This window comes from Arthrobacter sp. YAF34, assembly GCF_052113245.1.
In the GTDB taxonomy this organism is placed as follows: domain Bacteria; phylum Actinomycetota; class Actinomycetes; order Actinomycetales; family Micrococcaceae; genus Arthrobacter.
Window position 1 is genome coordinate 69,732 of the sequence record NZ_JBFRCV010000001.1, and the last position, 25,491, is coordinate 95,222.

Sequence of the window (25,491 nt, forward strand, 5' to 3'; positions counted from 1 at the left end):
CTGAGCTATCCCGCGAAGCAACGGTTGCGGGCGTSCGCCGGCGGGGGTCCACTGCCCGCGCCGGCGGATCCGCCGTAAATAATAGAAAGATCGACAATGGCACGAACTGCCCCCAAAAAATCAGCCATCAGGATGCTGGTCTGGCTTGGCGTACTCATCGCCGCCATGACGGCTGTCCTGGCGGGCGGCACCCTTGCCGGCCAGGCAAGCTGGGCTCCCAAGCTCGCCCTGGACCTGGAAGGCGGCACCCAGATGATCCTGGCGCCCAAGGTTGAGGGCGGTTCGGGCATCACCGAAGACCAGCTCAACCAGGCCGTGGCGATCATTCGTCAGCGCGTGGACGGCTCCGGCGTCGCGGAAGCGGAAATCAGCACCCAGTCCGGCCGCAACGTCGTGGTCAGCCTCCCGGGAACTCCTGCCAAGGAAACCCGCGCACTGATCCAGGCTTCCGCCGACATGAACTTCCGGCCCGTGCTCCAGACCGGTGCCGGCGCAGCCGTCCCCGTAGCCTCCCGGACCCCGGAGGCCAAGCTGCCCAAGCCGACGGCCGCGCCCGCCAACAGCAGCGACCAGAACTGGATCACCCCCGCGATCTACAAGCAGTTCGAGGCACTCGACTGCGACCACCCGTCCCAGGACAAGCAGAAACGCTCGGACCCCACCAAACCCCTGGTGACCTGTGAACCGGCGTCGGCCAAGTCCCCGGCCATCAAGTACATCCTCGGCCCGGTGGAAGTGAAGGGCTCGAACATCAAGTCGTCCTCGTTCCAGCTGCAGCGCGGCGCCCAGGGCGCGGTGACCAATGAATGGGCCGTCAACATCCAGTTCGACGACGCCGGCACCGCCAAGTTCAAGGACGTCACCCAGCGGCTGTACCAGTTCTACTCCGCCGGCGGCGGACAAACCGGATCGGACCCGCGGGCCCAGTTCGCCATCGTCCTGGATGACCAGGTCATCTCCGCCCCGCGTTCCCTCGCTGTCATCACCGACGGCCGCCCGCAGATCACCGGCGGCTTTACCGAGGAATCCGCGAAGGCGCTCTCCGACCAGCTTCGTTTCGGCGCCCTGCCGATCAGTTTCGAAATCCAGAGCGAACAGCAAATCTCGGCAACGCTCGGCGGGGAACAGCTCCGTATGGGCATGCTCGCCGGCCTGATCGGCCTGCTCCTGGTCGTGGTGTACTCGCTGTTCCAGTACCGGGCCCTTGGCTTCGTGACAGTAGCGTCCCTGGTGATCGCCGGGGTACTGACGTTCCTGGCCATCGCCATCCTCGGCTGGACCGAAAACTACCGGTTGTCCCTCGCCGGGGTCGCGGGCCTGATCGTGGCCATCGGCCAGACGGCCGACTCGTTCATCGTCTACTTCGAACGCATCCGCGATGAGCTCCGCGAAGGCCGCGGCCTAATCTCGGCCGTGGAAAACGGCTGGAAGCGGGCCAAGCGCACCATCCTCGCATCCAAGGCGGTGAACCTCCTGGCCGCCGTGGTGCTGTTCTTCGTGGCCGTCGGCAACGTTCGCGGCTTCGCGTTCACGCTAGGCCTCACCGCAATCGCCGACCTCATCGTTGTGTTCATGTTCACCCACCCGACCCTGCAGCTGCTGGCCCGTACCAAGTTTTTCGGCGAAGGCCACCGGTTCTCGGGTCTGGACCCGAAGCGCCTGGGTGCCGTCCCGCTGTACCGCGGAGCGGGCCGAGTCCGTACCCCGGAAGACAAGCCCGTGGCAGTAGTGCGCGCCAAGAACACCGGCGCCGCCGCGGAGGCCGAGCGCCGCATGACGATCGCAGAACGCCGCCTCGCCGAAAAGCAGGAGCAGGCACAACAGGCGCAGCTCGCCGGTTCCTCCAAGAGCGCGTCCAAGGAGGGCAAGTAAATGGTCAACTTCTCAACGTTCGGCAACGAGCTGTACACGGGCAAGCGCTCGTACGACTTCGTCGGTTACCGGAAGATCTGGTTCCTGGTTGCCGGTATCGCCGTCGCCCTCTCCATCCTGATCCCGATCGCCAAGGGTGGCTTCAACCTCGGTATTGAGTTCCGCGGCGGCTCGGAGTTCACGGTCTCCAACGTCCACAGCACCGAGGCATCCCTCGGCGAGAAGGCCGTCCGGGACGTCGTGGCGGGTGCCGTGCCGCGCGTGGCCAACGTCGCCGGCACCACGATGCGGATCCAGACGGACAAGCTCACCGACGACGAAACGCTGCAGATCAAGGAAGGCCTCACGAAGGCCTACGGCGTGACGGACAACGAAGTGACCTCCACCTTCGTCGGCCCCACCTGGGGTGCCGACGTCACCAAGCAGGCCCTGCTGGGCCTCGCGATCTTTGTGGGGCTGGCCGCCGTGCTGATGGCGCTGTACTTCCGGACCTGGAAGATGTCGCTCTCGGCCCTCGTCGGGATGGCCGTCACGATGTTCATTACCGCCGGCGTCTACGGACTCAGTGACTTCGAAGTCACTCCGTCTGCCATCATCGGCTTCCTCACGGTGCTCAGCTACTCGCTGTACGACACCGTGGTGGTGTTCGACAAGATCCGGGAGAACACCTCGGAGATTCAGGCATCCACCCGGCGCACCTTCGCCGAAGAGGTCAACCTCGCGATCAACCAGACCCTGGTCCGGTCCATCAACACGATGGTGGTGGCCATTCTGCCGGTCGGGGCGATCCTCTTCATCGGTGCCGGTCTGCTCGGCGCCGGAACGTTGCGGGACCTGTCGCTGGCGCTGTTCGTGGGCATCCTCGTCGGCACCGCCGCGACGATCTTCATCGCGGCTCCCCTCTACGCCGCGTTGCGGCAGGGCGAACCCGAGCTGGCCAAACAGGCCAAGCGTGTGGTGCACCGGCGCGCCGAGGCGGCAGCCAAGTCCGCCTCGGCGGCCACGCCCGCCACGGCCTGATAAGACAACCGGCGGGCCGGAGAACGTCGTTTGCGGCGGCCTCCGGCCCGTCGTCGTATTCCGGCCGGTTATCGAAGTATCCTGCTGCGGGAATACACTTGAATAATTAACCGGTCGCGAGAGGTGCTCCATTGGAAGAACGTTCGACGCCGGTGCCGAAGGCACCAGCGGACAAGGGCCAAGGCCAGGGTTCTCAGACTGGCCTGGTGGCTCCCGGACGTCCCGATGTTTCCGTGCCGGTCGACAATTCCGGTGCCCGGCCGACATTCCCGGGCCGGCGTGAACGCACCCGCTCCCGCCTGGCCCGGCTGACGGGGCGGGGTGCCCCCGCGTACTCCCCGATCCTGGAGCCTTTGCTGCGCACCGTGCGGGCCAACAACCCCAAAGAGGACTTCGACCTCATCCAGCGCGCCTTCGTCGTGGCCGAGCGCTGCCACCGGGGACAGAAGCGCAAGAGCGGCGACCCGTACATCACGCACCCGGTGGCGGTAGCCACCATTCTCGCCGAACTCGGTCTCAGCGGCACCACACTGGCCGCGGCCCTGCTGCACGACACGGTCGAAGACACGTCCTACACACTGGCTGACCTGAAGGCCGAGTTCGGTCCGGAAGTGGCCATGCTGGTGGACGGCGTCACCAAGCTGGACAAGGTCAGCTTCGGTGAGGCTGCCCAGTCCGAGACCGTCCGCAAAATGGTCGTGGCCATGGCCAAGGACATCCGGGTCCTGATGATCAAACTCGCCGACCGGCTCCACAACGCCCGCACCTGGCGTTTCGTCTCCGCGGAGTCCTCCGCCCGCAAGGCCAGGGAGACCCTGGAAATCTTCGCGCCGCTGGCCCACCGGCTCGGCATGAACACCATCAAGTGGGAGCTGGAAGACCTTTCGTTCGCCGCCTTGTATCCCAAGGTGTACGAGGAAATCGTGCGGATGGTGGGGGACCGGACCCCGGAGCGCGAGAAGGACCTGGCCGTGATCCGCAACCAGATCACCGAGGACCTGCGCGCGGCGAAGATCAAGGCCACGATCACCGGTCGACCCAAGCACTATTACTCGATCTACCAGAAGATGATCGTCCGCGACAAGGACTTCGACGACATCAACGACCTCATGGGCGTCCGGGTCCTGGTCGACTCGGTCCGGGACTGTTACGCGGCGCTCGGTGCGATGCACTCACGCTGGAACCCCCTGCCCGGGCGGTTCAAGGACTACATCGCCATGCCCAAGTTCAACATGTACCAGTCCCTGCACACCACGGTGATCGGTCCCGGCGGCAAACCGGTGGAAATCCAGATCCGCACGCACGAGATGCACCGGCGGGCCGAATACGGTGTTGCCGCGCACTGGAAGTACAAGGACCAGCCGAACCGGACTGCCGCCGGCCCCGGAAGCCCGCGCGACGGCGACATGGGCTGGCTGCGTTCCCTGGTGGACTGGCAGCAGGAGACGTCTGACCCCGGCGAGTTCCTCGACTCCCTGCGCTTTGAGATCAACGCCCGCGAAGTGTTCGTCTTCACCCCCAAGGGTGAGGTCATGGCGCTCCCGGCCGGCTCCACCCCGGTGGACTTCGCCTATGCCGTGCACACCGAGGTGGGCCACCGGACCATCGGCGCCCGGGTCAACGGCAAGCTCGTTCCGCTCAACAGCGAACTGAACCACGGCGACTGGGTGGAGATCTTCACCTCCAAGGCCGAGGGCGCCGGCCCCAGCCAGGACTGGCAGCACTTCGTCAAGAGCGCACGGGCCCGGAACAAGATCCGGCAATGGTTCAGCAAGGAACGCCGCGAGGAAGCGATTGACCGCGGCAAGGACCTGCTTACCAAGGCGATGCGGAAGCAGAACCTCCCGCTGCAGCGGCTCATGACCCACGACGCGCTGGCCGCGATCGCGGAGGACTTCAAGTACGCCGACATCTCGGGCCTCTACGCCGGCGTGGGCGACGGTCACACCTCCGCGCAGTCCGTCATGGAACGCCTCGTGGAGAGCCTCGGCGGGAACGAACACCCGGACGATGAGCTCGCCGAGGTCTCCATCCCCACCCAGGTCAGCAAGGCCCGCTTCTCCGACTCCGGAGTTGTGGTCCGCGGCGTGGACGACGTCTGGGTAAAACTGGCCCGGTGCTGCACGCCTGTCCCGCCGGACCCGATCCTAGGCTTCGTCACCCGCGGCTCCGGCGTCTCCGTGCACCGGACCGACTGCACCAACGTCAGCGGCCTGATGGACCAGCCGGACAGGATCGTGGAAGTCGACTGGGCGCCCACGCAGTCCAGTGTCTTCCTGGTGGAAATCCAGGTCGAAGCGCTGGACCGCAAATCGCTGCTCTCCGACGTCACGCGGATTCTTTCGGAAAACCACGTCAACATCCTGGCGGCGAGCGTCCACACGTCCACGGACAGGGTGGCGATCTCCAAGTTCGCCTTCGAGATGGGCGACCCCAAGTACCTGAGCCACGTGCTCAGCGCAGTCCGCCGGATCGACGGCGTCTTCGACGTGTACCGCACTACCGGAAACCGCCGCCGCAGCTAGCGCTCCGCCGCGGCATCATCCGGCCGCGGCCTGATGGCGGCCAGCTTCGCCAGCGCCGCGCGCTTGTTGGGGAGGCGCGGGCTGGCGTCGACGGCCAGCCGGAGCAGCCGGAGCCGCACGCCGAGTTCGGGACGGTCCAACAGCGCCCGGAGGGCCGGCACAGCCCGTTCCGCCTCCACGTGGAGGGCGACGTCCAAGGCTGTCCGCAGCGGGCTGGACACCATCAGCCCTCCCATGCTGACGACGTCGAACGGGCCGAGCCGGACTTCGTGGAAGGTGCAGCCGCGCACGGACCTCAGGCTGGAAATGCGCCGGTTGGTGTCCACGAGCAACGCAAGCCGGTCAGGCTCCGCCGCGCAGCCGTAGATCCACGCCGCGGTCATGCGTCCCGCCACTACCCGCTGCCGGATCGCCGGTGCCACCGCCAGGGACGCGGCGCGGGCACGCAACTGCGGACTGGCAGGCACGCCGGGCGGCAGGTAGCCGCGCTGATACAGCTGCGTCAGCACGCCGTCGGCGGCCATCGCCTGCAGCTCCGGCCAGGAGAACAGTGCACCGGGGGAGTAGAGCTCGCAGTGTTCGCGCCCCGGACCCGGCGGCCCCGGCGCGCTGTGGACGGATCTGGGCTGGCCGGATCTGGGCCGGCCGGATCTGGGCTGGCCGGATCTGGGTTGACCGGAACCAGGCTGACCGGAACCGGCGGGGGCCGGAGCGGGCTGTGCCGGGGATACGGTGGGAGCGCGGGGCCTGACTGCCATTCAGCCATCGTTGCCGGTTCCCCGGACATAAAACAGGCCCCGTTCCGGTCATGTGGATAAACCGAAACGGGGCCCGACTGGCTTCCTGGTGCGCCGGCTGCCTAGGAGAGTTCGCTCGCCGACCGCTCGAGCTGCTCCAGCCACGCCTCGCGGGCCTCGAGGGCCTCCCGGGCTGCCGTGATCTTGCGCTCGTCGCCGGCCTTCTCCGCCTTGGCCAGGTCGTCCTTCAGCCCGGCGATGGCGGTTTCGAGCTGGGTCAGGGCGCTGTTGGTGCGTGCCTTGGTCTCCGGGTTGGAGCGCTTCCAGTTCTCGTCCTCGGCCTGGCGGACGGCGTCCTCCACCTTCCGCAGGCCGGCCTCGATGCGGCCCATGTCGGCCCGCGGAACCTTGCCGGCTTCTTCCCAGCGGTCGCGGATGGACTGCAGCGCTTTCTTGGCGGCGTTGAGGTCCTTGATCGGCAGGAGCGCGTTGGCCTCCACCAGCAGGGCTTCCTTCACCACGAGGTTGGCACCGTATTCCTGGTCGATCTCGTCGTTGGCGGCCTGCCGGTTGGTGAAGAACACATCCTGCGCGGCGCGGAAGCGGGCCCACAATGCGTCGTCGTCCTTGCGGCTGGCGCGGGGCGAGGCTTTCCACTCATCCATCAGGCGGCGGTACTCACCGGCGGCGAAACCCCAGTCGGTCGAGGACGAGAGCGCCTCGGCCTCGGTAATCAGCTTTTCCTTGGCGGCCTTGGCAGCCGAGTTGTTGCTGTCCAGCTGGGAGAAGTAGGCGCGGCGGTGACGGTCGAAGACCGTCCGGGCGGCACGGAACCGCTTCCACAGCGCGTCTTCGTTGCTGCGGCCGAGGCGGACGCCGCTCTTCTGCGCGGTCTTCCAGCTCTCAAACAGCTCGTTCATCCGTGCGCTGGAGGTCTTCCACTGGATTTGCGCAGGATCGTGGCCGGCGATTTCCTCGGCCTCGGCCACAATGGCCTCGCGGGCGGCCAGCTCGGCGGCGCGGACGGCATCGTGTTCAGCCTTCTCGGCCTTCTCGAGTTCGCCGATCTGTGTCACCAGTGCATCCAGCCGGGCCTCGGCGGAGAGGTAGTCGCCCACCATGTTCCGTTCGGCGAGCTGTTCGCGCAGGTGTGTCACGGTCTTCTGCATGTCAGTCGTGGGCGCCTTGGAGCTCACGCGCTGTTCCAGCAGGACGATCTGGGCCAGGACGTCCTCGAACTTGCGGGCGAAGTAGCCCAGTGCCTCGTCGGCGCTGACGCCGGGGTACTGGCCGACCGGATATTCCGTGCCGTCAACCGTCAGGAAGACATGGCCGTCACCTTCGACGCGGCCCCAGCGGGCCGCCTCGGCCAGGGAGGCTGCGGAGGAAACTGCCGCGGGGGCGGGAGCCGGTGCCGCTGAGGAGGACTTGGCCTTGGGCCGGGCAGCGAACGCTGCCGGGCTGGGCGCCGCACGCGGTGCCGGTGTCGGGACCGGCGACGGCGCGGGAGCGGCAGGAGCCTCGGCTTCGGCAGCGGGCTCCGCGGCTGTTTCCGCCGGGGTCTTGGCGGCCTCGGCTGCGGGCTGCTCTGCGGCGGGCTCCGCTGGGGCCTCGGCCTCGGCCTCTGCTGCGTCCTCGCCTGCCGTGTCCGGGACTGCCGGTGTCTCGCCGGCCGTGTCTACGGCAGCGCCTGCACCCTCGGCAGTGGTTGCCTCGGCTTCGGTTTCGTTGGCAGCTGCTGTTGCCAATGTTTCGTCGGATTTCTGACTGTCTGTCACCGCTAGAAGTCTTTCGCTTGGAGGGAAATACCGGGACCACGGCCCTGGGGGCTGCGGCTGGTTACTTCAGTGAGAACGAGTCTATCGTGACTGGTTCCGCCGGAGCGCCGTCGGTGGCGTTCGCGCCCGGCTTCAGCCCGGCGGCGGCAATCTTCTTCACCACATCGAGCCCCGTGGTGACCTTGCCCACCACGGTGTAGCCGCCGGCCGCGTCCGCCGGAATGACGGTGTCCTTGTACACAATGAAGAACTGGGTCCCGTTGCCGTTGGCATTGCCGCTGGTCCGGGCCACGGCGATAGTGCCGGCGGGGTACTTGTTGTCCGGCGGCGTGTTTTCCAGCGGACCCCAGGTGTAGGCCGGATCCCCGCTGCCGTTCCCGGTCTTGGACCCGCACTGCAGGACGCCAAAGTCCTTGGCCGTCGTCAGCCGATGGCAGCTAAGGCCCTTGTAGAAGTTCTGGTCGGCGAGGGACTTGAAGACGGCCGCGGCCTGCGGGGCCTTCGTGCCGTCCAGCTCCACGCCCAGCGTGCCGCGGTTCAGCGCCAGATTCCCGGTAAAGGTCTTGCCCCTGGCGGTGTCCGGCTTGGGGATGTTGGCGGCATTGGTGGCGGCGGCCGTCGGCGTGGCGGAGGCGGACGGACTGGTCAGCCCTTCCTGGGCGGCCGCGAACTCTTCCTCGGTCGGGTTCGACGAAAAAACGGTGAGTTGCAGGAGCAGGGCCAGGGCGATCGCCGCTGTTCCGGCGCTGATGGCCACAACGTTGTCCCGCTTGCGGCGCTTGTCCTGGTCCCGGCGCAGGCCGCGCCTGGCCTCCATCTGCTGGACGCGCCGCTTCGCCTCACGTGCGTTGCGTGAACTGGCCGCCAAAGGTCCTCCTGGTTGTAGGCTGCGTGCCCGCAACGGGGCGTTGGCGCCGTCGCGGTCACAGCAGCGAGCTGCCGGCAGCCCCGCCCGGCCGGCCCCGTTGGAAGAAGCAGGCGCCGAACGCATAAACTGACTGCCGCACACAGTTTATGCACGACTGGCCGGTCTGCCGCCTATCTTCGTGACGTTTCGACAGAGAATGCCGCGAGACGTCTGCGCCCGGAGATAGTGCAGACGCAGCGAGTTACCGCAGTAGTAACCAGAGGAGAAAATTTCACCATGGCACGCACAGCCTCCCTGTCAGGATTCCCCGAGTGGCTTCCCGAGGAGCGGCTGGTGGAACTCCATGTGCTGGACACGCTGCGCCGGACGTTCGAGCTCCATGGTTTCTCCTCGATCGAGACCCGCGCCGTGGAAACGGTGGGGCAGCTGCTGCGCAAGGGAGAAATCGACAAAGAGGTCTACGGCCTGAGCCGGCTCCAGGACGATGAGGGGGAGGCAACCGGCAAGGCAGACCCCCACGCCCTGGCCCTGCACTTCGACCTCACCGTGCCCTTCGCCCGCTACGTCGTGGAGAACGCCGGCTATCTGGCGTTCCCGTTCCGCCGCTACCAGATCCAGAAGGTCTGGCGCGGCGAACGTCCCCAGGAGGGACGGGCCCGCGAGTTCACCCAGGCGGACATCGATGTTGTCGGCGACGGCGAATTGCCGTTCCGCTATGACGTGGAAATCGCCCTCGTGATCGCCGAGGCGCTGAACGCCCTGCCCATCCCCGACTTCCTGCTGCGCATCAACAACCGCAAGCTGGCCGAGGGCTTCTACGCGGGCCTCGGGCTGACGGACACCGCGGGCGTTCTCCGCAGCATCGACAAGCTCGAAAAGGTCGGCCCCGCCAAGGTGGCCGAGCTGCTCAAGGAAGAACTCGGCGCCACCGACGAACAGGCGCAGGCCGCCCTCAAGCTCGCGAGCATCCGCACCAAAGACACGTCCTTCGTGGAACAGGTCCGGGCCCTGGGCGTCAGCAACGAACTGCTGGAGGAGGGCCTGAGCGAACTGGAGCAGGTCATTGCGGCCGCGATTCAGCGTGCGCCCGGCCGTGTGGTCGCGGACCTCAGCATCGCCCGGGGGCTCGACTACTACACCGGCACCGTGGTCGAAACCGTGCTGGTGGGCCACGAACAGCTGGGCTCGATCTGCTCCGGCGGACGCTACGACGCCCTGGCCAGCAAGGGCAACCGCAAGTTCCCCGGCGTCGGCCTCTCGATCGGCGTGACCCGCCTGGTGTCACGGATCCTGAGCCAGGACCTGGCCAAGGCCTCCCGCTCGGTTCCGACCGCCGTCCTGGTGACGCTCAACAACGACGACAGCTGGAGTGCGGCGCAGGACGTCGCGGCGCAGCTGCGCAGCCGCGGGATCGCGACGGAGGTGGCCGCCAAGGCCGAGAAGTTCGGCAAGCAGATCAAGTTCGCCGACCGGCGCGGCATTCCGTTTGTCTGGTTCACTGACGACGAGGGCAAGCACCAGGTCAAAGACATCCGCTCAGGCGAGCAGTACGACGCCGACCCGGCCACGTGGACACCCGCCGAGGAGGACCTGCACGTGCGGGTTACCGCCGCGGGCTAGTGCCGCCCGTTATTTCCCTTTGAACGGACTCTCTTGAACGGCCTGTCCGGCCGGGGGAGTCCTGCGCAGCTTCAGGACAAGGAACCGCCCGGCCACCCCGACGGCCAGCACTGCCGCCATGACCAGCATCGACGCCGGCGGCAGGGTCACGGCCAGGACCAGGCAGCCGAGGAAGCCCAGCACGTTCAGCCAGCGCGGCGCATGCCAGGGCCGGCCGGCCAGGGTGAAGGCCGCGGCGTTGGTCACGGCGTAGTAGATCAGCACCCCGAAGCTGGAGAATCCGACAACGGTCATCACGTTGGTGCTCAGCAGCAGGACCACGACGACGGCGGCGACCGCCAGTTCCGCGACGAACGGGACCGTGTGGGTGCCTCCCACCCGGGCCAGCGGGGAGGGCAGGTCGCGCTCCCGGGCCATCGCCAGGGTGGTCCTGCCCACACCGGTGATCAGGGCCAGCAGCGCGCCCAGGCACGCGGCCGCAGCCCCGGCCTGGACGAAGGGCACACCGGCGCTGAACTGTGAGACCGCCACCGCGTCCAGCAGCGGCGCCGTCGAACTCGCGAGCTGCTGAGGGGGCAGGTGCCACTGCAGCAGCAGGGCCAGGCCAAGGTAGACCACGAAGGCGCCGGCCAGCGCGGCCAAAATGGCCCGGGGGATGGTGCGGGTTGGGTCCTTGACTTCCTCGCCGAGGGTGGCGATCCGCGCGTAGCCGGCGAACGCGAAGAACATCAGCCCGGCCGCCGGAAGGACGCCCCAGCCGCCGCCGGCTGCGGTCGCAGGATAGGCCGGCGCCGCCGACACCGCCGGGGCGCCGTCCGGGTGCGGGCCCAGCAGGGACGCCACGGCAACGAAGACGAGCGTGGCCAGCACCACGGCCAGCAGGATCCGGGTCAGCAGCGCGGTGCGGGTAATGCCGAGCAGGTTGACGCCGGTGAGGACCACGACGGCGGCGACCGCCAGCGGCGTGGCGTAGGCCGGCGCCACGTAGTGCCCGAACGTGAGTGCCATCGCCGCGCACGACGCCGTCTTGCCCGTCACGAAGCCCCAGCCCGCCAGGAAACCGGGCCACTCGCCCAGCTGCCGGCGGCCATAGACATACGTCCCGCCGCTGGCGGGGTACCTGGCGGCCAGCTGCGCCGACGCGACGGCGTTGCAGTAAGCAATGACGCCGGCGACCACCACGGCGAGAGCCAGCAGGGGACCGGCCAGGGCGGCGGCGGGGGCAAAAACGACGAACACGCCGGCGCCAAGCATGGAACCGAGCCCGATTGCCGTCGAATCGACAACGCCGAGCCGGCGCTGCAGCCGCTGCTGGCCGGGCGGCTCGCCTGGGCGGGTTCCGTGCTGCCGACTTGCCATGGCGGGAGGGGCCTTTCCAACGGGTAAACTCGAACGGGATCGTTCCTGTAGCGATCCCATTGAACACCACTTTTGAACACGATTTTTTGTGAATACGACTCTTGTTTTCCGCTGAAAGGAATGCTGTGCTGCGCACACATGACCTCGGATCCCTTCGCTCCGAGCACATTGGACAAACCGTAACCCTCGCCGGCTGGGTCGGCCGGCGTCGTGACCACGGTGGTGTCGCATTCGTTGACCTGCGCGACGCGTCCGGCGTCGCCCAGGTGGTGGTCCGCGAGGAAGAGGTCTTCCACGGCCTGCGCAACGAGTACGTGCTGCAGATTGTCGGCACGGTGTCCCAGCGCCCCCAGGGCAACGAGAACCCGGCACTGCCCACCGGCGAGATTGAGGTCATGGCCGAGAAGGTCACCGTCCTCAACACCTCGGACCCGCTGCCGTTCCAGATCGACGAGCACGTTGAAGTGGGCGAGGAAGCCCGGCTGAAGCACCGCTACCTGGACCTGCGCCGCCCCGGCCCCGCCCGCAACATGCGCCTGCGCTCGGAGGCCAACCGGGTGGCCCGCGAGCTGCTCCACCAGGACGGCTACGTGGAGATCGAGACCCCCACGCTGACCCGTTCGACGCCGGAAGGCGCCCGCGACTTCGTGGTCCCGGCACGCCTGGCGCCGGGCTCCTGGTACGCGCTGCCGCAGTCCCCGCAGCTGTTCAAGCAGCTGCTGCAGGTCGGCGGCTTCGAAAAGTACTACCAGATCGCCCGCTGCTACCGCGATGAGGACTTCCGCGCCGACCGCCAGCCGGAATTCACGCAGCTGGACATCGAGGCCAGCTTCGTGGACCAGGACGACATCATCAGTCTCGGCGAGAACATCGTCAAGGCGCTGTGGAAGCTGATCGACGTCGAGATCCCGACGCCGATCCAGCGCATCACCTACCACGACGCCATGGCCCGCTACGGCTCGGACAAGCCGGACCTGCGCTTCGGACTCGAGCTCACCGAGCTGACCGAGTTCTTCAAGGACACCAACTTCGGCGTCTTCAAGGCTCCCTACGTCGGTGCCGTGGTCATGCCCGGCGGCGCCTCCCAGGCCCGCCGCGCCCTCGACGCCTGGCAGGAATGGGCCAAGCAGCGCGGCGCCAAGGGCCTGGCCTACGTCCTCTACAAGGAAGACGGCGAACTCGCCGGCCCCGTCGCCAAGAACCTCACCGACACCGAGCGCGCCGGCCTGGCCGACGCCGTCGGCGCCAAGCCCGGTGACTGCATCTTCTTCGCCGCCGGCGAGAAGACCCCGTCCCGTGCCCTCCTCGGCGCGGCCCGCGTGGAGATCGGCCACCGTACCGGCCTGATCAACCCCTCCGACTGGGCGTTCTGCTGGGTGGTTGACGCGCCGATGTTCGAGCCTGCCGCCGCAGCGGTCGCGTCCGGTGACGTCGCGGTCGGCGCCGGCAAATGGACCGCCGTGCACCACGCCTTCACCTCGCCCAAGCCCGAGTTCATGGACTCGTTCGACCAGGATCCCGAGTCGGCGCTGTCCTATGCCTACGACATCGTCTGCAACGGCAACGAAATCGGCGGCGGCTCGATCCGTATCCACGAGCGCGACGTCCAGGAGCGCGTTTTTGAGCTCATGGGCCTGGACAAGGCAGACGCCCAGACCAAGTTCGGATTCCTCCTGGAGGGCTTCAAGTTCGGCGCCCCTCCGCACGGCGGCATCGCCTTCGGCTGGGACCGGGTTGTCGCCCTGCTGGCCGGCGTGGAGTCCATCCGCGACGTCATCGCGTTCCCGAAGTCCGGCGGCGGCTACGACCCCCTGACCCAGGCCCCTGCCCCCATCACGGCGCAGCAGCGCAAGGAAGCCGGCGTCGATTTCAAGCCCGAGGCCAAGAAGCCTGAAGAGGGCAAGAACTAAGCTGGACGCATCAGCATGAGCAGCAGGGGCTTCCCGGGCAACCGGGGAGCCCCTGCTGCTGTCATGATCAGCCGCATTTTTTCCGGACGGAGAGAACCTCGATGGACCTGATCCCGCACCCCGCAACGGCCGTCGACGTAGATCACAAAGCCATCCCGGCGCTCGAGGCGCTGATGGATAGCGCGTGGCCCGCCGCCGACCGGGAGGAATCCGGCGGCTGGGTCCTGCGGGCCGCGGCCGGCGTGACCCAGCGCGCCAACTCGGTCTGGCCGCGGGATCCCGGCGAGGACCCGCACCGGCTGATCGCTTCGCTCCGGGAGGCGCGGCTTTGGTACCGGAAGCGCCGGCTTCCCGTGATCTTCCAGATCTTTGACGCCCCGCGCTGCGCTGCGCTCAGCGCGCTGCTCGATGCCGAAGGGTTCACCCGGCAGTCGGAAACCCTGGTCTTGGTCCATCAACCCGGGGCGGGGCCCGTCGCGGACTCCGGCGACCCGGACCCCGCCGTGGAAATCTCGGCCGAGCCGTCGGCGGAGTGGCTGGAGCTGTGGTGGAGCGTCGACGGCCGCGGAGGAGCGGCCGAGCTCGCCGTGGCCCGCGGCATCCTGGCAGGGTGCCCGGCCGCGTACGCGCTGATCCGGGACGACGACGGTGTGCCTGCCGCCGTCGCACGGCTCGCGTTGCCCGGCGCCGAGCACGGCGGCACCGGCTGGGGTGGCCTGTACTGCATGGCGACGCGGCAGGATGCCAGGCGGCGTGGCTACGGCGGCCGGATTGTCCGGGCGCTTCTCCGTGAGGGCGAGGCTCGGGGCGTGACGGGGTACTGGCTGCTGGTGCTGGCGTCCAACGCCGGGGCCCGTGAGCTGTACGCACGCGCCGGATTCCGCGAAGCTTGCCGGTACCTCTACCGTCAGGAACGGCCGAAGCGGCACCTGACCGGCTGTTGAAGGTTGTGGCCGTCGACAGAATGGCTCCGGCCCGGCACCTAGGAACTGGCGCCTGATGCGCGTCTCGGGACGCTTCCGGGACGGGCCCGGAGGCTACGGTGCTGGATCCGTCACGAGAATCCGCACCGAGCACAGCTCCGCGGCCGCCCTCTTGAGGACCGCGGCGCGCGGATCCGGGACGTCCAGGAACGCCAGCCGGGGCAGGCCGGCGTAGCGCTTCAGTACCGGCTCGGCGAGTACCTGATCGGCCAGCGTCCGGTCCCCGCCCGGCGCCAGGTATTCGATCCGGTGCTCTGCGAAGATCCTGCCGGCGTGCTCCGCGACCGCTTCCACCAGGGCATCGGCCTGGTTGGCCCGTCGCCGGGCGAAACGCTGCTGGGACCAGCCCCCGGCGGCCGTCCGTGACTGGACGTGGCGCGTGCCGGTCTTGGACGCGAGCACCGCGCCGCCGCGGACTACGGCCACCGAATAGCCGCCGCGGCGGACCAGCACTGCACCGACGGTCCGCGGCTGCCCGGCCAGGGCGGCCAGCCGCGACACCGCGTCGCTGCCGCGCCCGGGCCGGCCGTCGACGGGCCAGGGCGCCTGCAGCAGCGCCGTTGCACCGTCCGCGGCGCTCAGCTGCAATCCGGCGTTGAGCTCATCTTCCCGCAGGGCGCCATGGCTTGCGGCGAAGCGCTCCACCCACCCGGGCAGCCGGGCGCCGGAGACGAAGGCCACACGGGACTCGGGGCTGGGCATGGCGGGCTCTCCGTTGCGGGGGTGAGGGTGTCAGGGCGGACAGGAACTAGAAGTAGCCTATCTATGTGGATGATCTCTTTGGCGCAGGGCGGGACGATGCCGACGGAAGCGACGACGTCGGCGGAAACGGCGACGGCGGCGCCGACCACTCCGGCAGCGCCCGGTCCGCGGCCGGCGAGGCGTCGCCGCGGAGTCCGCTCGCCGTCCGGATGCGGCCGCGCACCCTGGATGACGTGGTGGGCCAGCAGCACCTGCTCGGCCAGGGCTCCCCGCTGCGGCAACTGGCCGCCGGCTCCGACGCGACCGGCCCGGCCGGGCCGAGTTCGGTGATCCTGTGGGGTCCCCCCGGCACCGGCAAGACCACCCTTGCCCACGTGATCGCCAAGGGTCCCGGCCGCAAGTTCGTCGAACTGTCCGCCATCACCGCCGGCGTCAAGGACGTCCGCCGGGTGATGGACCAGGCCCTGACCGCGCGGGATCTGTTCAAGACCACCACCGTCCTGTTCCTCGATGAGATCCACCGCTTCAACAAGGCCCAGCAGGACGCGCTGCTGCCCGGCGTCGAGAACCGCTGGGTGGTCCTCGTGGCGGCCACCACGGAAAACCCCTCGTTCTCCGTGGTGTCCCCGCTGCTGTCCCGCTCCCTGCTGCTGACGCTCAAGCCGCTGACCGACGCCGACGTCGAGGGCCTTCTCCAGCGGGCCGTCACGGATGTCCGCGGTCTGAACGGCAAAGCCGAGCTCAGCCCCGAAGCGCTGGCACACCTTGTCCGGCTCTCCGGCGGTGACGCCCGCCGTGCGCTGACGGCCCTCGAGGCGGCCGCCGGCGTCGCCTTCGGGGACGCGGACGACATTGACGCAACCGACACCGCCGCAGCCGACACCGCCGCAGCCGAGTCAGCCGCCGGCGCTGGAGCGCAGAAGCCCGTCATGATCCAGTTGCGGCACACGGAGCGGGCCCTGGATGTCGCGTCGGTCCGCTACGACCGGGCCGGGGATCAGCACTACGACGTCGCGAGTGCGTTCATCAAGTCGATCCGGGGCTCGGACGTCGACGCCGCGCTCCACTATTTGGCCCGCATGCTCGAGGCCGGGGAGGACCCGCGGTTCGTGGCCCGCCGGATCGTGATCTCCGCAGCCGAGGACGTCGGCATGGCGGACCCGACGGCGCTCCAGACCGCCGTCGCTGCGGCCCAAGCCGTCCAACTGATCGGCATGCCGGAAGGCCGGATCATCCTCGCCGAGGCTGTGGTGCACCTGGCCACCGCGCCGAAGTCCAACGCCGCGTATATGGGAATCAACCAGGCGATCGCCGACGTCCGGGCCGGGCTCGGGAACGGGATCCCGGCCCACCTGCGCGACGCCCACTACCCGGGCTCAAAACAGTTGGGTCATGGCCAGGGTTACAAATACGCCCACGACGCGCCGCACGCCGTCGCCACCCAGCAGTACCCGCCGGACGACCTCGTGGGCCGCAACTACTACGAACCCACTGCCAACGGCGCCGAACGCGACATCTCCACCCGGCTCGAGCGGCTCAGGAAAATCATCCGCGGCACGTGAGCTCCGCCTGATTTTCTGCCCCGATTGCCCCCGACCTGCGGCGGGTCCGCCGCGGTCCCATGGTGCCGGAACCTGCCGTTGACACGCGGGCCAAGAGGTCTAACGTGGAAAGAGAAACTTTGGCCAGCACGGATCTGCTGGCTGTTCGTGCGGCGCAGGGGACAGCGCGGCTCACCCCGCCGGCTCACGTACCCGGACCCCGCAACGGCAGCCGGCTTCGCTTCATCCCAGGTTCTCCAGCGCGAGCATCCCCGCCCCGTCCTCAGGTAGTGTCCCATGACCATCAATTGCGTTACCGCCATGGCAGTCAAGTCCTTCGATGTGCCGGACAGGAAACGGTGCCCGGACAAGGCTGAATTCGATCTGTGCACCGTGAACGACTACTCGGTCGCCAGACTGATCCTCGGCCCGGGCTGGCGGTGGTCTGCGGACACGAAACCGTACGAGCAGACCGACGTTTGCCTGCACCATCATTTGGGCTTTTGCGTTTCGGGTGCGATGGAAGTCGAGACATCCGAAGGGCTGCGCTCCATGATCCACGCCAATGACACCTACGCGATTCCGCCGGGCCACGACGAATGGGTCGTGGGCGAGGAGCCGTTCGTGGCCGTGGAATTCCTGGGCGCGGCGTCATTCGTGCGCAGGGCCGGCCGGGGCGTGCACGCACGCATCTGACGGGGCCGTCCGCCGGATCATGGTAGGCTAGTTCGTTGTCTGGCAAGGCACGGACGCACAATCCATTGAAACTTCTGATTCGATGAGGGTTGCCCTGTGCCCAGTAGCAAAAGGCAGCGGTTGGCCGATGCTCTCCATCGTGGAGGCCAGTAACACTGACACACCGCAGATATTGGAAGGACACAAGTGGCTAACAACACTCGTGCTCGCCGTACCGCACGCCTCTCGCGTGCACTCGGCATTGCTCTGACCCCCAAGGCCGCCAAGTACATGGAGCGCCGCCCGTACGGCCCCGGTGAGCATGGCCGTGCCCGCAAGAAGCAGGACTCCGACTACGCCGTACGTCTGCGCGAAAAGCAGCGTCTGCGCGCCCAGTACGGCATCCGCGAAGCCCAGATGACCCGTGCCTTCGAAGAAGCACGCCGCACCAAGGGCCTGACCGGTGAAAACCTGATCGAACTGCTCGAAATGCGTCTCGACGCCCTCGTGCTGCGTGCCGGCTTCGCCCGCACCATCGCCCAGGCCCGCCAGCTGGTTGTGCACCGCCACATCCTCGTTGACGGCATCCGCGTTGACCGCCCGTCTTTCCGCGTCGGTGAGGGCCAGCTGGTCCACGTTCACAGCCGCAGCGAGACCATGCCTCCGTTCCAGGTTGCAGCAGCCGGCGCTCACCGCGACGTCCTGCCGATGGTTCCGGCCTACCTGGACGTCAAGCTTGACGCCCTGCAGGCCCGCCTGGTGCGCCGCCCCAAGCGTTCCGAGATCCCCGTGACCTGCGAAGAGCAGCTCGTCGTGGAATTCTACGCACGCTAATCAAAGGCAACACCTCCAAAGAAGCCCGTGGCAAGCGCCGCGGGCTTCTTTGTATGTAAGGTACTTGGGGGAGTTCCCCGTAAGCAGGCTCTGCTTGCCGGATTCAACTACCGGCGAAAACCGTCGGAACCCGACGCAACGAGCAGGTATCACCTGCAGTTCAAGGAGATGAGTGTCTATGTCTGGTGGCGATATTGCCGGCCTGATCGCGGCTGGAGTGTTTGCACTGCTGGTCCTGCTGCTCGCCGTGCCGATCCTGAAGCTCGGGGGAGTGTTTGACGAAGTGCGGACCTCCATCCGCTCGATCAGCGACGGCGCCACGCCGCTCATGGACGAAGTGACGGCCACGGTGTCCACCACCAACGAGCAACTGAAGAAGGTCGACGGCATCGCCTCCAACGTCTCGGACGCCTCCGCCAACATTTCGGCACTGTCCTCGCTCATGGCCGCCACCATGGGCTCGCCGCTGATCAAGGTGGCTGCCTTCAGCTACGGCATACGATCCGCTTTCGCCGGCCGCAAAAAGCCCGCCACCGGCCGCCGCAGCCGCTAAGCCCTCCGGGAGAACCTGATCATGAACAGAATCATTTGGATGGGAATCGGCGTCGCAATCGGCGTCATCGCGTTCCGCAAGATCACCGACGCCCAGTCCGCCCTGGGTCCTGAGGGACTCAACCGGGCCGTGGGACGGCTCGCGGACGGCGTGTACGATTTCGCGGACGCCGTCCGGGAAGGCATGGGGGAGCGGGAAGCCGAACTCCGCGCGGCCCTCGGCATCGACACGACCATCGAGGCAGGTGCCGGCGGCATGCTGGCCCGCCGGGATGCAGTCCGGCGCTAGCCGGGAGAGAATTAGTAAGTACGGTGCCCTTCACGGGCGCCGGCATGTCGGCACCTCCCCACAAGAGTCCTGGAATGACAGGGCCGGAGCGGTGCCGGACCTCAGCTTGTTCCGCGCGGTACAGACGCGGGACCCACAACGCAGTGCATATTGAAGGGTAAGAAATCAGCTCATGAAGTCGCAGGAGATCACCAAGCGCTGGATCGACTTTTTCGTCAGCAAGGGACACACCGCCGTGCCCTCCGCCTCCCTGGTCTCCAGCGACCCCTCCCTGCTGTTTACAGTGGCCGGCATGGTCCCGTTCATCCCGTACCTCACCGCCCGTGAAGAGGCCCCTTACCTGCGGGCCACCAGCGTGCAGAAGTGCATCCGCACCGGTGACATCGAGGAAGTCGGCAAGACCGCCCGGCACGGCACCTTCTTCCAGATGTGCGGCAACTTCTCCTTCGGCGACTACTTCAAGGAAGACGCCATCAAGTTCGCGTGGGAGCTCCTCACCACGAGCGTGGACGACGGCGGCTACGGACTGGCGCCTGAGCGGCTCTGGGTCACCGTCTACGAAGAGGACGACGAAGCCAAAGAGCTGTGGTTGAAGAACACCGGGGTCCCCGCCGAACGCATCCAGAGGATGGGCAAGGCGGACAACTACTGGTCCACCGGCCAGCCCGGGCCGGCCGGGCCGTGCTCGGAGATCTACTATGACCGGGGTCCCGCCTACGGCATTGAGGGCGGCCCGCTCGCTGACGAGACCCGTTACATCGAGATCTGGAACCTCGTCTTCATGCAGTACCAGATCGACAACGTCCGGTCCAAGGTGGACTTCGACATCACCGGCGAGCTGCCCAAGAAGAACATCGACACGGGCCTCGGCATGGAACGGCTCGCGATGATCCTGCAGGGCGTCGAGAACATGTATGAGACCGACCAGGTGCGGCCCGTCATCGACAAGGCCGCCGCACTCTCGGGCAGGGAATACACCTCGGCCGAGACGCCCGAGGACCCGCACCACACCGATGATGTGCGCATGCGGGTCGTGGCTGACCACATCCGTTCGGCCCTGATGCTGATCGCCGACGGCGTCACCCCCTCCAACGAGGGCCGCGGCTACGTGCTGCGCCGCCTGATCCGCCGTGCCGTGCGCTCCATGCGCCTGCTCGGCGTCGAAAAAGCGTGCCTGCCGGACCTGCTGCCCGCCTCCCGGGACGCCATGAAGGGCGTCTACCCGATCGTGGAAACCGACTTCGAGCGCATCAGCCGGATCGCCTACGCCGAAGAGAAGGCCTTCCTGCGCACCATCGCCTCCGGCACCGCGCGGCTGGAGGACGCCGTCAAGGAATCCAAGTCCGCCGGCCAGCCGCTCTCCGGCACCGACGCCTTCGCCCTCCACGACACCTACGGCTTCCCGATCGACCTCACGCTGGAAATGGCCGAGGAGGCCGGGCTGAAAGTTGACGAGCCCGAGTTCCGCAAGCTCATGCTCGAACAGCGCCAGCGTGCCCAGGCCGATGCCAAGGGCAAGAAGGGCGCCCACGCCGACCTCAGCGCGTTCCAGGAGCTCCTGGCCCAGGGCGAGACCGTCTTCACCGGTTACACCGAGCTGCAGGGCGAGTCCAAGGTCCGCGGCATCCTGGCCGGGGGCCGGAAGGTCGCACAGGCCTCCACGGGCGAGGAAATCGAACTGGTCCTGGCCGAGACACCGTTCTACGCGGAGGCCGGCGGGCAGGCGGCCGATACCGGGCTCATCACCGGCGACGGCTTCGTCGTCGAGGTCCTGGACGTGCAGCGTCCCGTCAAGGGCCTGAGCGTGCACAAGGCGATTGTCCGCGAAGGCGAAATCGGTGCTGACTCCCTCGTCCAGGCCGCCGTCGACCGCGAACGCCGCCACGCGGCCGAACAGGCGCACACCGGCACGCACATCGTGCACGCGGCCCTGCACCAGATCCTCGGCCCGGAGGCCCTGCAGCGCGGCTCCTTCAACAAGGCCGGCTACCTGCGCTTCGACTTCGCCTGGGGCGAGGGCCTGAGCGCCGCCACCCGGTCCGAGATCGAGGAAGTCTCCAACATCGCCATCCGCAATAACTTCCGGGTGGAGACCAAACTCATGGGGCTCGCCGAGGCCAAGGCCCTCGGCGCCATGGCCCTGTTCGGCGAGAACTACGGCAACGAGGTACGGGTCGTGGAGATCGACGGCGCCTGGTCACGCGAGCTCTGCGGCGGCACCCACGTCGAAAACACCTCGCTGATCGGCAGCCTGTCCCTGCTGGGCGAACAGTCCGTGGGTTCGGGAAACCGCCGCGTCGAAGCCTTCGTGGGCATGGACGCCTTCCGGCACCTCGCCGCGGAGCGCGCCCTGGTCACCGAACTCACCGAAATGCTCAAGGTTCCCTCCGGGCTCCTCTCGGAACGGATCGCCAGCACGCTGACCAAGCTCAAGACCGCGGAAAAGGAGCTTGAGCGCCTGCGCAAGGCCCAGCTGACGGCTGCCGCCGCCCAGCTGGCGGGAACGGCCAAGGATGCCGCCGGCGTGAAAGTCATTGCCCACGACGCCGGCCAGGTCAGCGGCGCGGATGACCTGCGCAGCCTGGCCCTGGACCTGCGGACCCGGCTCGGCTCCGAGGCCGCCGCCGTCGCCGTCGCAGGCGTCAGCAACGACCGTCCTGTGATCCTGATCGCCACCAACGAAGCGGCACGGGCCGCCGGGGTGAAGGCCGGTGCACTGGTCCGCCTGGCGGCCGGTGTGCTCGGCGGCGGAGGCGGCGGCAAGGACGACGTTGCCCAGGGCGGCGGCACGGATGCCGCCAAGGTCGGTGCTGCCCTGAGCGCCGTCGTGGACGCCATTACCCGGCGATAAGCGGATCCTCCATGACTGAAGGTGCTGTATGACTGACGGTGCTGTGGCCGGCGTCTATCCCCGGGGTGTGAAGCTCGGGGTGGACGTCGGCACCGTCCGCGTGGGTGTTGCCCTCAGCGACCCCGACGGAATCCTGGCGACCCCGCTGCGCACGCTGCAGCGGAACGTGAAGAAAAACACTGATGTGCGTATCCTGGCCGCGTTGGCCGCCGAGCTGCACGCGGTAGAGATCTTCGTGGGCCTGCCGCGCACCATGAAGGGTGAAGAGCACGCCTCGGCGCGGATGGCTGCGGACTACGCCCTCCTGCTGGTCCGGTCGTTGCAGGACGCCGGAAGCGACGTGCCGGTGCGTCTGATTGACGAGCGGCTTAGCACAGTGACGGCACACCGCAACTTGCACGAAGCTGGCATGAGCAGCAGGAATCACCGTACAGTAGTTGATCAGGTTGCGGCGGCAGGTATTCTGCAGCATGCGATTGATATGCAAAAGGCCAGGGGAACGGAGGTCGGAAACCGCGTGTACGCGGAGTCTGCGCCGGGGCCGACCGGAGGCGGCGCACAGACCGGCCCGGCAGTACAGACGCACTCTTCAGAAGATGGAAGGCTACAGTGAGCCCGGTCAACAGTGACGACTCCTCCGGTGATGCCCTTAGTGGTGCCGGCCGACCGCTGACGCGCAAAGAGATCCGGGCCCGGGAAAAACTCCTGGCGACGCAGGGACACAGCGTGATCCCGCCGCAGGCATTCGAGACGGGACAGGATGTTCCGACGGCGGACCCCGCCCCCGCCCCGGCACCGGGGCCCGCTGGCAGCGACTTGCCGCAGGCCGCACCGGAACGCCCCGAAACGGCCCCCGAACTCCCCGAGGCTGCCCCGACTGTGCACGAGGACCCCGAGGAAACCGTGCAGGACGTCGCCGCCGCCGACGAGCCGGCCCGCGACGACTTCACCCAGATCATCCCTCGCCACGACGAGCCGGTCCACGACGAGCCGGTCCACCAGGAGCCGGTCCACGACGAGCCGGTCCACCAGGAGCCGGTCCATGATGACTTGGCCCATCAGGAGCCGGTCCACGATGACGCCGTCTACGCGGCGGCAGGCCATCACAGCTATGCAGCCGCTAACCGCGGGGCTGCGCACGGTGCCGCCCCGCACGAGGGCTACGCACTGCACTCCGATGCATTGCATGCTGATGCACTGCACCCCGATGCACTGCACCCCGATGACCAGGCCCACGAACTTTACGAGGACGCCGGGGACCACCACGTCCTGGCGCACCCGGAGGCCGAATACCACGACGAACCCAGCCACGAACTGATGGCCGGAGCCGTCCGCTATGACAAGGGTCCCTCCAAGAAGACCCGGCGCCGCCGCCGCTTCCTGGCCTTGGTGCTGACGCTGACCGTGTTCGTCGTAGCCGTCGCCGTGGGCGCACAGTTCCTCAAGCCCCTCCTGGGCGGGGACAAGCTGGCCGACTATCCGGGCCCGGGTACAGGGGATGTCACCATCACGGTGGAACCCGGAGCGGGACCGAAGTCCGTGGCCACCGAGCTGGAATCCAAGAAGGTGGTGGCCAACGCGGACACGTTCCTCAAGGAATTTGCCGCCTCCGGCGGAGACCTCAGCCCGGGCAGCTTCACGATGCGCCAGGAAATGAAGAACTCCGATGCGGTGGCCATCCTGCTGAACAAGGACAAGGCCAAGGTCATGTACTTTGCGCTCAGCGCCGGGCTCCGGATCAGCGAATCCCTGCAGGCAATTTCGGACGGCACCGGAATCTCGGCTTCCGATCTGAAGGCGCTCAGCGATAAGCCCGCTCAGTTCGGCCTCCCGGCCAAGGCCAAGAACCTTGAGGGCTACCTGGCCCCGGGGGAATACCGGTTCCCGCTAGGGTCTTCCGCCAAGGACATTCTGCAGAAGCTTGTCGGCACCACCCTGGGTGAACTCAAGGCCCAGGGCGTCAGCGACCCCGCGAAGCAATACGACATCGTCACGGTCGCCAGCATCGTCCAGGCAGAGGGCGGCCAGGCCGACTACGGCGATGTGGCCGGCGCGATTTACAACCGCCTCAAGCCCAACAACACCGAGACCAACGGGCTCATCCAGTCCGATGCCACGGTCACCTACGGCCTGGGCATCCACAGTTTCCACATCGACGACGCACAAAAGGCTGACAAGTCGAACCCGTACAACACATACGCCAACAAGGGCCTGCCCGCCGGACCCATCGGTTCGCCCGGCAAGACGGCCATCGATGCCGCCGCCAAGCCCAAGACCAACAGCTACCTCTACTGGGTCACCATCAACCTGGACACCAAGGAGACCAAGTTCTCCAAGACCTTGGCTGAACACCTCGGCTACGTGGAGCAGTACAACGCGTGGTGCGCGGCCAACCCCGGACGCTGCGTATGACGCTGCGGGCTGCCGTGCTCGGGCATCCCATCAGCCATTCGAAGTCGCCAGCGCTGCACCGCGCCGCCTACGCGCACTTGGGCGTGGACATCGCCTACTCCGCGGTCGACGTCACGGAGGCCGCACTGCCGGCATTCATGCAGCAGGTCCGGAACGAGGCGCGCACGGACGGGTCCTGGCGGGGGCTGTCGGTGACCATGCCGCTCAAGTCCGCCATGGTCGCTGAGGTGGACCAGGTCCGTGGGGTGGCCCGCGCGCTCGGGGTCGTCAACACGGTTGCTTTCGAATCCGACGGCAACACTGGTGACCACACCCGGCTGGTCGCGTACAACACGGACGTGGCCGGCATCGTCAACGCACTCCGGCACGCGGGAGCTGGCTCGGCGCCCACTGCGGCGGTCCTCGGCGGGGGCGGAACGGCGGCGGCCGCCGTCGCTGCCCTCAAGGAACTCGGTGCCGTGTCCGCGGACGTGTTCGTCCGCGATGTCAGCCGCGCCGCGGAGGCCCGCGCGGCCTCCGCGGCCGTGGGTTTGCCCGTCCGCGTGTTGCCCCTGGCCGGCGCGGCAGCCGCCGTCGCCGCGGCCGACGTCGTCATCTCCACGCTGCCGCCACGCGCGGCAGACGCCCTTGCCGGGGAACTTGCGAGCGAACTGGCGGTGATGCCTTCAATTGCAATGCCCCCGGATTTCCGCGCGCGAGGGCTGGAGACGCCAACTGTCTGCATCCCGGGCGTGCTCCTGGACGTCGCCTACGATCCCTGGCCCAGCCGGATCGCCGGCGTCTGGCAGGAAGCGGGCGGAACCGTGGTTCCGGGACTTGAAATGCTGCTCTACCAGGCGGTGGAGCAGGTGCGGCTCTTCACCGGACTCGGCGAGGCCCTGCCCGCCGAAGTCATAGATGTGATGTGTGACGCAGTCGGGGCGCCCCGACGGGTGTTCTAAGCTCCCGACATGGCAGGATGGA

20 protein-coding genes are annotated in these 25,491 nt (G+C 67.7%); 15 read left to right on the plus strand and 5 right to left on the minus strand.

Annotated elements, in window-relative coordinates; genetic code table 11:
• Nucleotides 1-96: 96 nt before the first annotated feature.
• The 3 genes from secD (at nucleotide 97) to AB4Y72_RS00375 (ending at nucleotide 5,417) form a co-directional block, all read left to right on the plus strand.
• Nucleotides 97-1,872, plus strand: a complete 1,776-nt coding sequence (gene secD / locus AB4Y72_RS00365; RefSeq protein WP_441424195.1) for a protein translocase subunit SecD — start codon at nucleotides 97-99, stop codon at nucleotides 1,870-1,872.
• Nucleotides 1,873-2,892 carry a protein translocase subunit SecF gene (secF, locus tag AB4Y72_RS00370; RefSeq protein WP_441424196.1) on the plus strand — a complete coding sequence of 340 codons (1,020 nt, stop codon included), beginning with the start codon at nucleotides 1,873-1,875 and terminating at the stop codon, nucleotides 2,890-2,892.
• A gap of 206 nt (nucleotides 2,893-3,098) precedes the next feature.
• Nucleotides 3,099-5,417, plus strand: a complete 2,319-nt coding sequence (locus AB4Y72_RS00375; RefSeq protein WP_441424197.1) for a RelA/SpoT family protein — start codon at nucleotides 3,099-3,101, stop codon at nucleotides 5,415-5,417.
• Here AB4Y72_RS00375 and AB4Y72_RS00380 read toward each other — a convergent pair.
• From AB4Y72_RS00380 to AB4Y72_RS00390, 3 genes are all read right to left on the minus strand, one after another.
• Nucleotides 5,414-5,941, minus strand: a complete 528-nt coding sequence (locus AB4Y72_RS00380) for a type IV toxin-antitoxin system AbiEi family antitoxin (protein WP_441424198.1) — start codon at nucleotides 5,939-5,941, stop codon at nucleotides 5,414-5,416. The two genes, AB4Y72_RS00375 and AB4Y72_RS00380, sit on opposite strands and share 4 nt — an antisense overlap.
• Before the next feature lie 335 nt (nucleotides 5,942-6,276).
• Nucleotides 6,277-7,932, minus strand: a complete 1,656-nt coding sequence (locus AB4Y72_RS00385) for a DUF349 domain-containing protein (protein ID WP_441424199.1) — start codon at nucleotides 7,930-7,932, stop codon at nucleotides 6,277-6,279.
• A gap of 61 nt (nucleotides 7,933-7,993) precedes the next feature.
• Nucleotides 7,994-8,800 (minus strand): peptidylprolyl isomerase, encoded by an 807-nt coding sequence (locus tag AB4Y72_RS00390; protein WP_441424200.1) that lies wholly within the window; start codon nucleotides 8,798-8,800, stop codon nucleotides 7,994-7,996.
• 276 nt (nucleotides 8,801-9,076) lie between these two features.
• Between AB4Y72_RS00390 and hisS the strand changes: the two genes are divergently transcribed.
• Complete coding sequence (hisS, locus tag AB4Y72_RS00395) at nucleotides 9,077-10,420, plus strand: histidine--tRNA ligase (protein WP_441424201.1); 1,344 nt, start codon at nucleotides 9,077-9,079, stop codon at nucleotides 10,418-10,420.
• 9 nt (nucleotides 10,421-10,429) lie between these two features.
• On the opposite strand, the gene AB4Y72_RS00400 is transcribed toward hisS, so the two are convergent.
• Entirely contained in the window at nucleotides 10,430-11,779 is a 1,350-nt protein-coding gene (locus tag AB4Y72_RS00400) for an APC family permease (protein WP_441424202.1), read from the minus strand.
• Between the two features lie 125 nt (nucleotides 11,780-11,904).
• Between AB4Y72_RS00400 and aspS the strand changes: the two genes are divergently transcribed.
• Together aspS and AB4Y72_RS00410 are read left to right on the plus strand one after the other, a co-directional pair.
• Nucleotides 11,905-13,689 carry an aspartate--tRNA ligase gene (gene aspS, locus AB4Y72_RS00405; protein WP_441424203.1) on the plus strand — a complete coding sequence of 595 codons (1,785 nt, stop codon included), beginning with the start codon at nucleotides 11,905-11,907 and terminating at the stop codon, nucleotides 13,687-13,689.
• A 101-nt stretch (nucleotides 13,690-13,790) separates the two neighbouring features.
• Nucleotides 13,791-14,633 (plus strand): GNAT family N-acetyltransferase, encoded by an 843-nt coding sequence (locus AB4Y72_RS00410; RefSeq protein ID WP_441424204.1) that lies wholly within the window; start codon nucleotides 13,791-13,793, stop codon nucleotides 14,631-14,633.
• Nucleotides 14,634-14,726: 93 nt separating this feature from the next.
• On the opposite strand, the gene AB4Y72_RS00415 is transcribed toward AB4Y72_RS00410, so the two are convergent.
• Nucleotides 14,727-15,374, minus strand: coding sequence for an acVLRF1 family peptidyl-tRNA hydrolase (locus AB4Y72_RS00415; protein WP_441424205.1), 648 nt, complete (start codon nucleotides 15,372-15,374; stop codon nucleotides 14,727-14,729).
• Nucleotides 15,375-15,439: 65 nt separating this feature from the next.
• On the opposite strand from AB4Y72_RS00415, the gene AB4Y72_RS00420 reads away from it, so the two are divergent.
• From AB4Y72_RS00420 to AB4Y72_RS00460, 9 genes are all read left to right on the plus strand, one after another.
• A complete protein-coding gene (locus AB4Y72_RS00420; RefSeq protein WP_441424206.1) occupies nucleotides 15,440-16,936 on the plus strand; it encodes a replication-associated recombination protein A in 1,497 nt (498 codons plus the stop codon).
• A gap of 276 nt (nucleotides 16,937-17,212) precedes the next feature.
• A complete protein-coding gene (locus AB4Y72_RS00425) occupies nucleotides 17,213-17,611 on the plus strand; it encodes a cupin (RefSeq protein ID WP_441424207.1) in 399 nt (132 codons plus the stop codon).
• A gap of 186 nt (nucleotides 17,612-17,797) precedes the next feature.
• Nucleotides 17,798-18,424 (plus strand): 30S ribosomal protein S4, encoded by a 627-nt coding sequence (gene rpsD / locus AB4Y72_RS00430; RefSeq protein ID WP_091251848.1) that lies wholly within the window; start codon nucleotides 17,798-17,800, stop codon nucleotides 18,422-18,424.
• A gap of 178 nt (nucleotides 18,425-18,602) precedes the next feature.
• Entirely contained in the window at nucleotides 18,603-18,977 is a 375-nt protein-coding gene (locus AB4Y72_RS00435) for a DUF948 domain-containing protein (protein ID WP_441424570.1), read from the plus strand.
• 21 nt (nucleotides 18,978-18,998) lie between these two features.
• The gene (locus AB4Y72_RS00440; RefSeq protein ID WP_441424208.1) at nucleotides 18,999-19,265 is read left to right on the plus strand and encodes a DUF6167 family protein; all 267 of its coding nucleotides are present in this window, start codon (nucleotides 18,999-19,001) and stop codon (nucleotides 19,263-19,265) included.
• A 172-nt stretch (nucleotides 19,266-19,437) separates the two neighbouring features.
• Entirely contained in the window at nucleotides 19,438-22,116 is a 2,679-nt protein-coding gene (gene alaS, locus AB4Y72_RS00445; protein WP_441424209.1) for an alanine--tRNA ligase, read from the plus strand.
• Nucleotides 22,117-22,144: 28 nt separating this feature from the next.
• Nucleotides 22,145-22,729: a Holliday junction resolvase RuvX gene (ruvX, locus tag AB4Y72_RS00450; protein WP_441424210.1), complete on the plus strand. Its 585-nt coding sequence runs from the start codon at nucleotides 22,145-22,147 to the stop codon at nucleotides 22,727-22,729.
• Nucleotides 22,726-24,528 carry an endolytic transglycosylase MltG gene (mltG, locus tag AB4Y72_RS00455; protein WP_441424211.1) on the plus strand — a complete coding sequence of 601 codons (1,803 nt, stop codon included), beginning with the start codon at nucleotides 22,726-22,728 and terminating at the stop codon, nucleotides 24,526-24,528. Before ruvX ends, mltG begins: the two co-directional genes overlap by 4 nt.
• Nucleotides 24,525-25,469, plus strand: a complete 945-nt coding sequence (locus tag AB4Y72_RS00460) for a shikimate dehydrogenase (RefSeq protein WP_441424212.1) — start codon at nucleotides 24,525-24,527, stop codon at nucleotides 25,467-25,469. Before mltG ends, AB4Y72_RS00460 begins: the two co-directional genes overlap by 4 nt.
• Nucleotides 25,470-25,491 lie beyond the last annotated feature (22 nt).

Bases quoted from the DNA above. Each gene is read 5' to 3' on its own strand.
- AB4Y72_RS00380 (WP_441424198.1), bottom strand. From the start codon at position 5,941: ATGGCCGCCGACGGCGTGCTGACGCAGCTGTATCAGCGCGGCTACCTG.
- secD (WP_441424195.1), top strand. From the start codon at position 97: ATGGCACGAACTGCCCCCAAAAAATCAGCCATCAGGATGCTGGTCTGG.
- AB4Y72_RS00425 (WP_441424207.1), top strand. From the start codon at position 17,213: ATGACCATCAATTGCGTTACCGCCATGGCAGTCAAGTCCTTCGATGTG.
- AB4Y72_RS00415 (WP_441424205.1), bottom strand. From the start codon at position 15,374: ATGCCCAGCCCCGAGTCCCGTGTGGCCTTCGTCTCCGGCGCCCGGCTG.
- alaS (WP_441424209.1), top strand. From the start codon at position 19,438: ATGAAGTCGCAGGAGATCACCAAGCGCTGGATCGACTTTTTCGTCAGC.
- AB4Y72_RS00435 (WP_441424570.1), top strand. From the start codon at position 18,603: ATGTCTGGTGGCGATATTGCCGGCCTGATCGCGGCTGGAGTGTTTGCA.
- AB4Y72_RS00460 (WP_441424212.1), top strand. From the start codon at position 24,525: ATGACGCTGCGGGCTGCCGTGCTCGGGCATCCCATCAGCCATTCGAAG.
- hisS (WP_441424201.1), top strand. From the start codon at position 9,077: ATGGCACGCACAGCCTCCCTGTCAGGATTCCCCGAGTGGCTTCCCGAG.
- AB4Y72_RS00440 (WP_441424208.1), top strand. From the start codon at position 18,999: ATGAACAGAATCATTTGGATGGGAATCGGCGTCGCAATCGGCGTCATC.
- AB4Y72_RS00400 (WP_441424202.1), bottom strand. From the start codon at position 11,779: ATGGCAAGTCGGCAGCACGGAACCCGCCCAGGCGAGCCGCCCGGCCAG.
- secF (WP_441424196.1), top strand. From the start codon at position 1,873: ATGGTCAACTTCTCAACGTTCGGCAACGAGCTGTACACGGGCAAGCGC.
- ruvX (WP_441424210.1), top strand. From the start codon at position 22,145: ATGACTGACGGTGCTGTGGCCGGCGTCTATCCCCGGGGTGTGAAGCTC.
- AB4Y72_RS00410 (WP_441424204.1), top strand. From the start codon at position 13,791: ATGGACCTGATCCCGCACCCCGCAACGGCCGTCGACGTAGATCACAAA.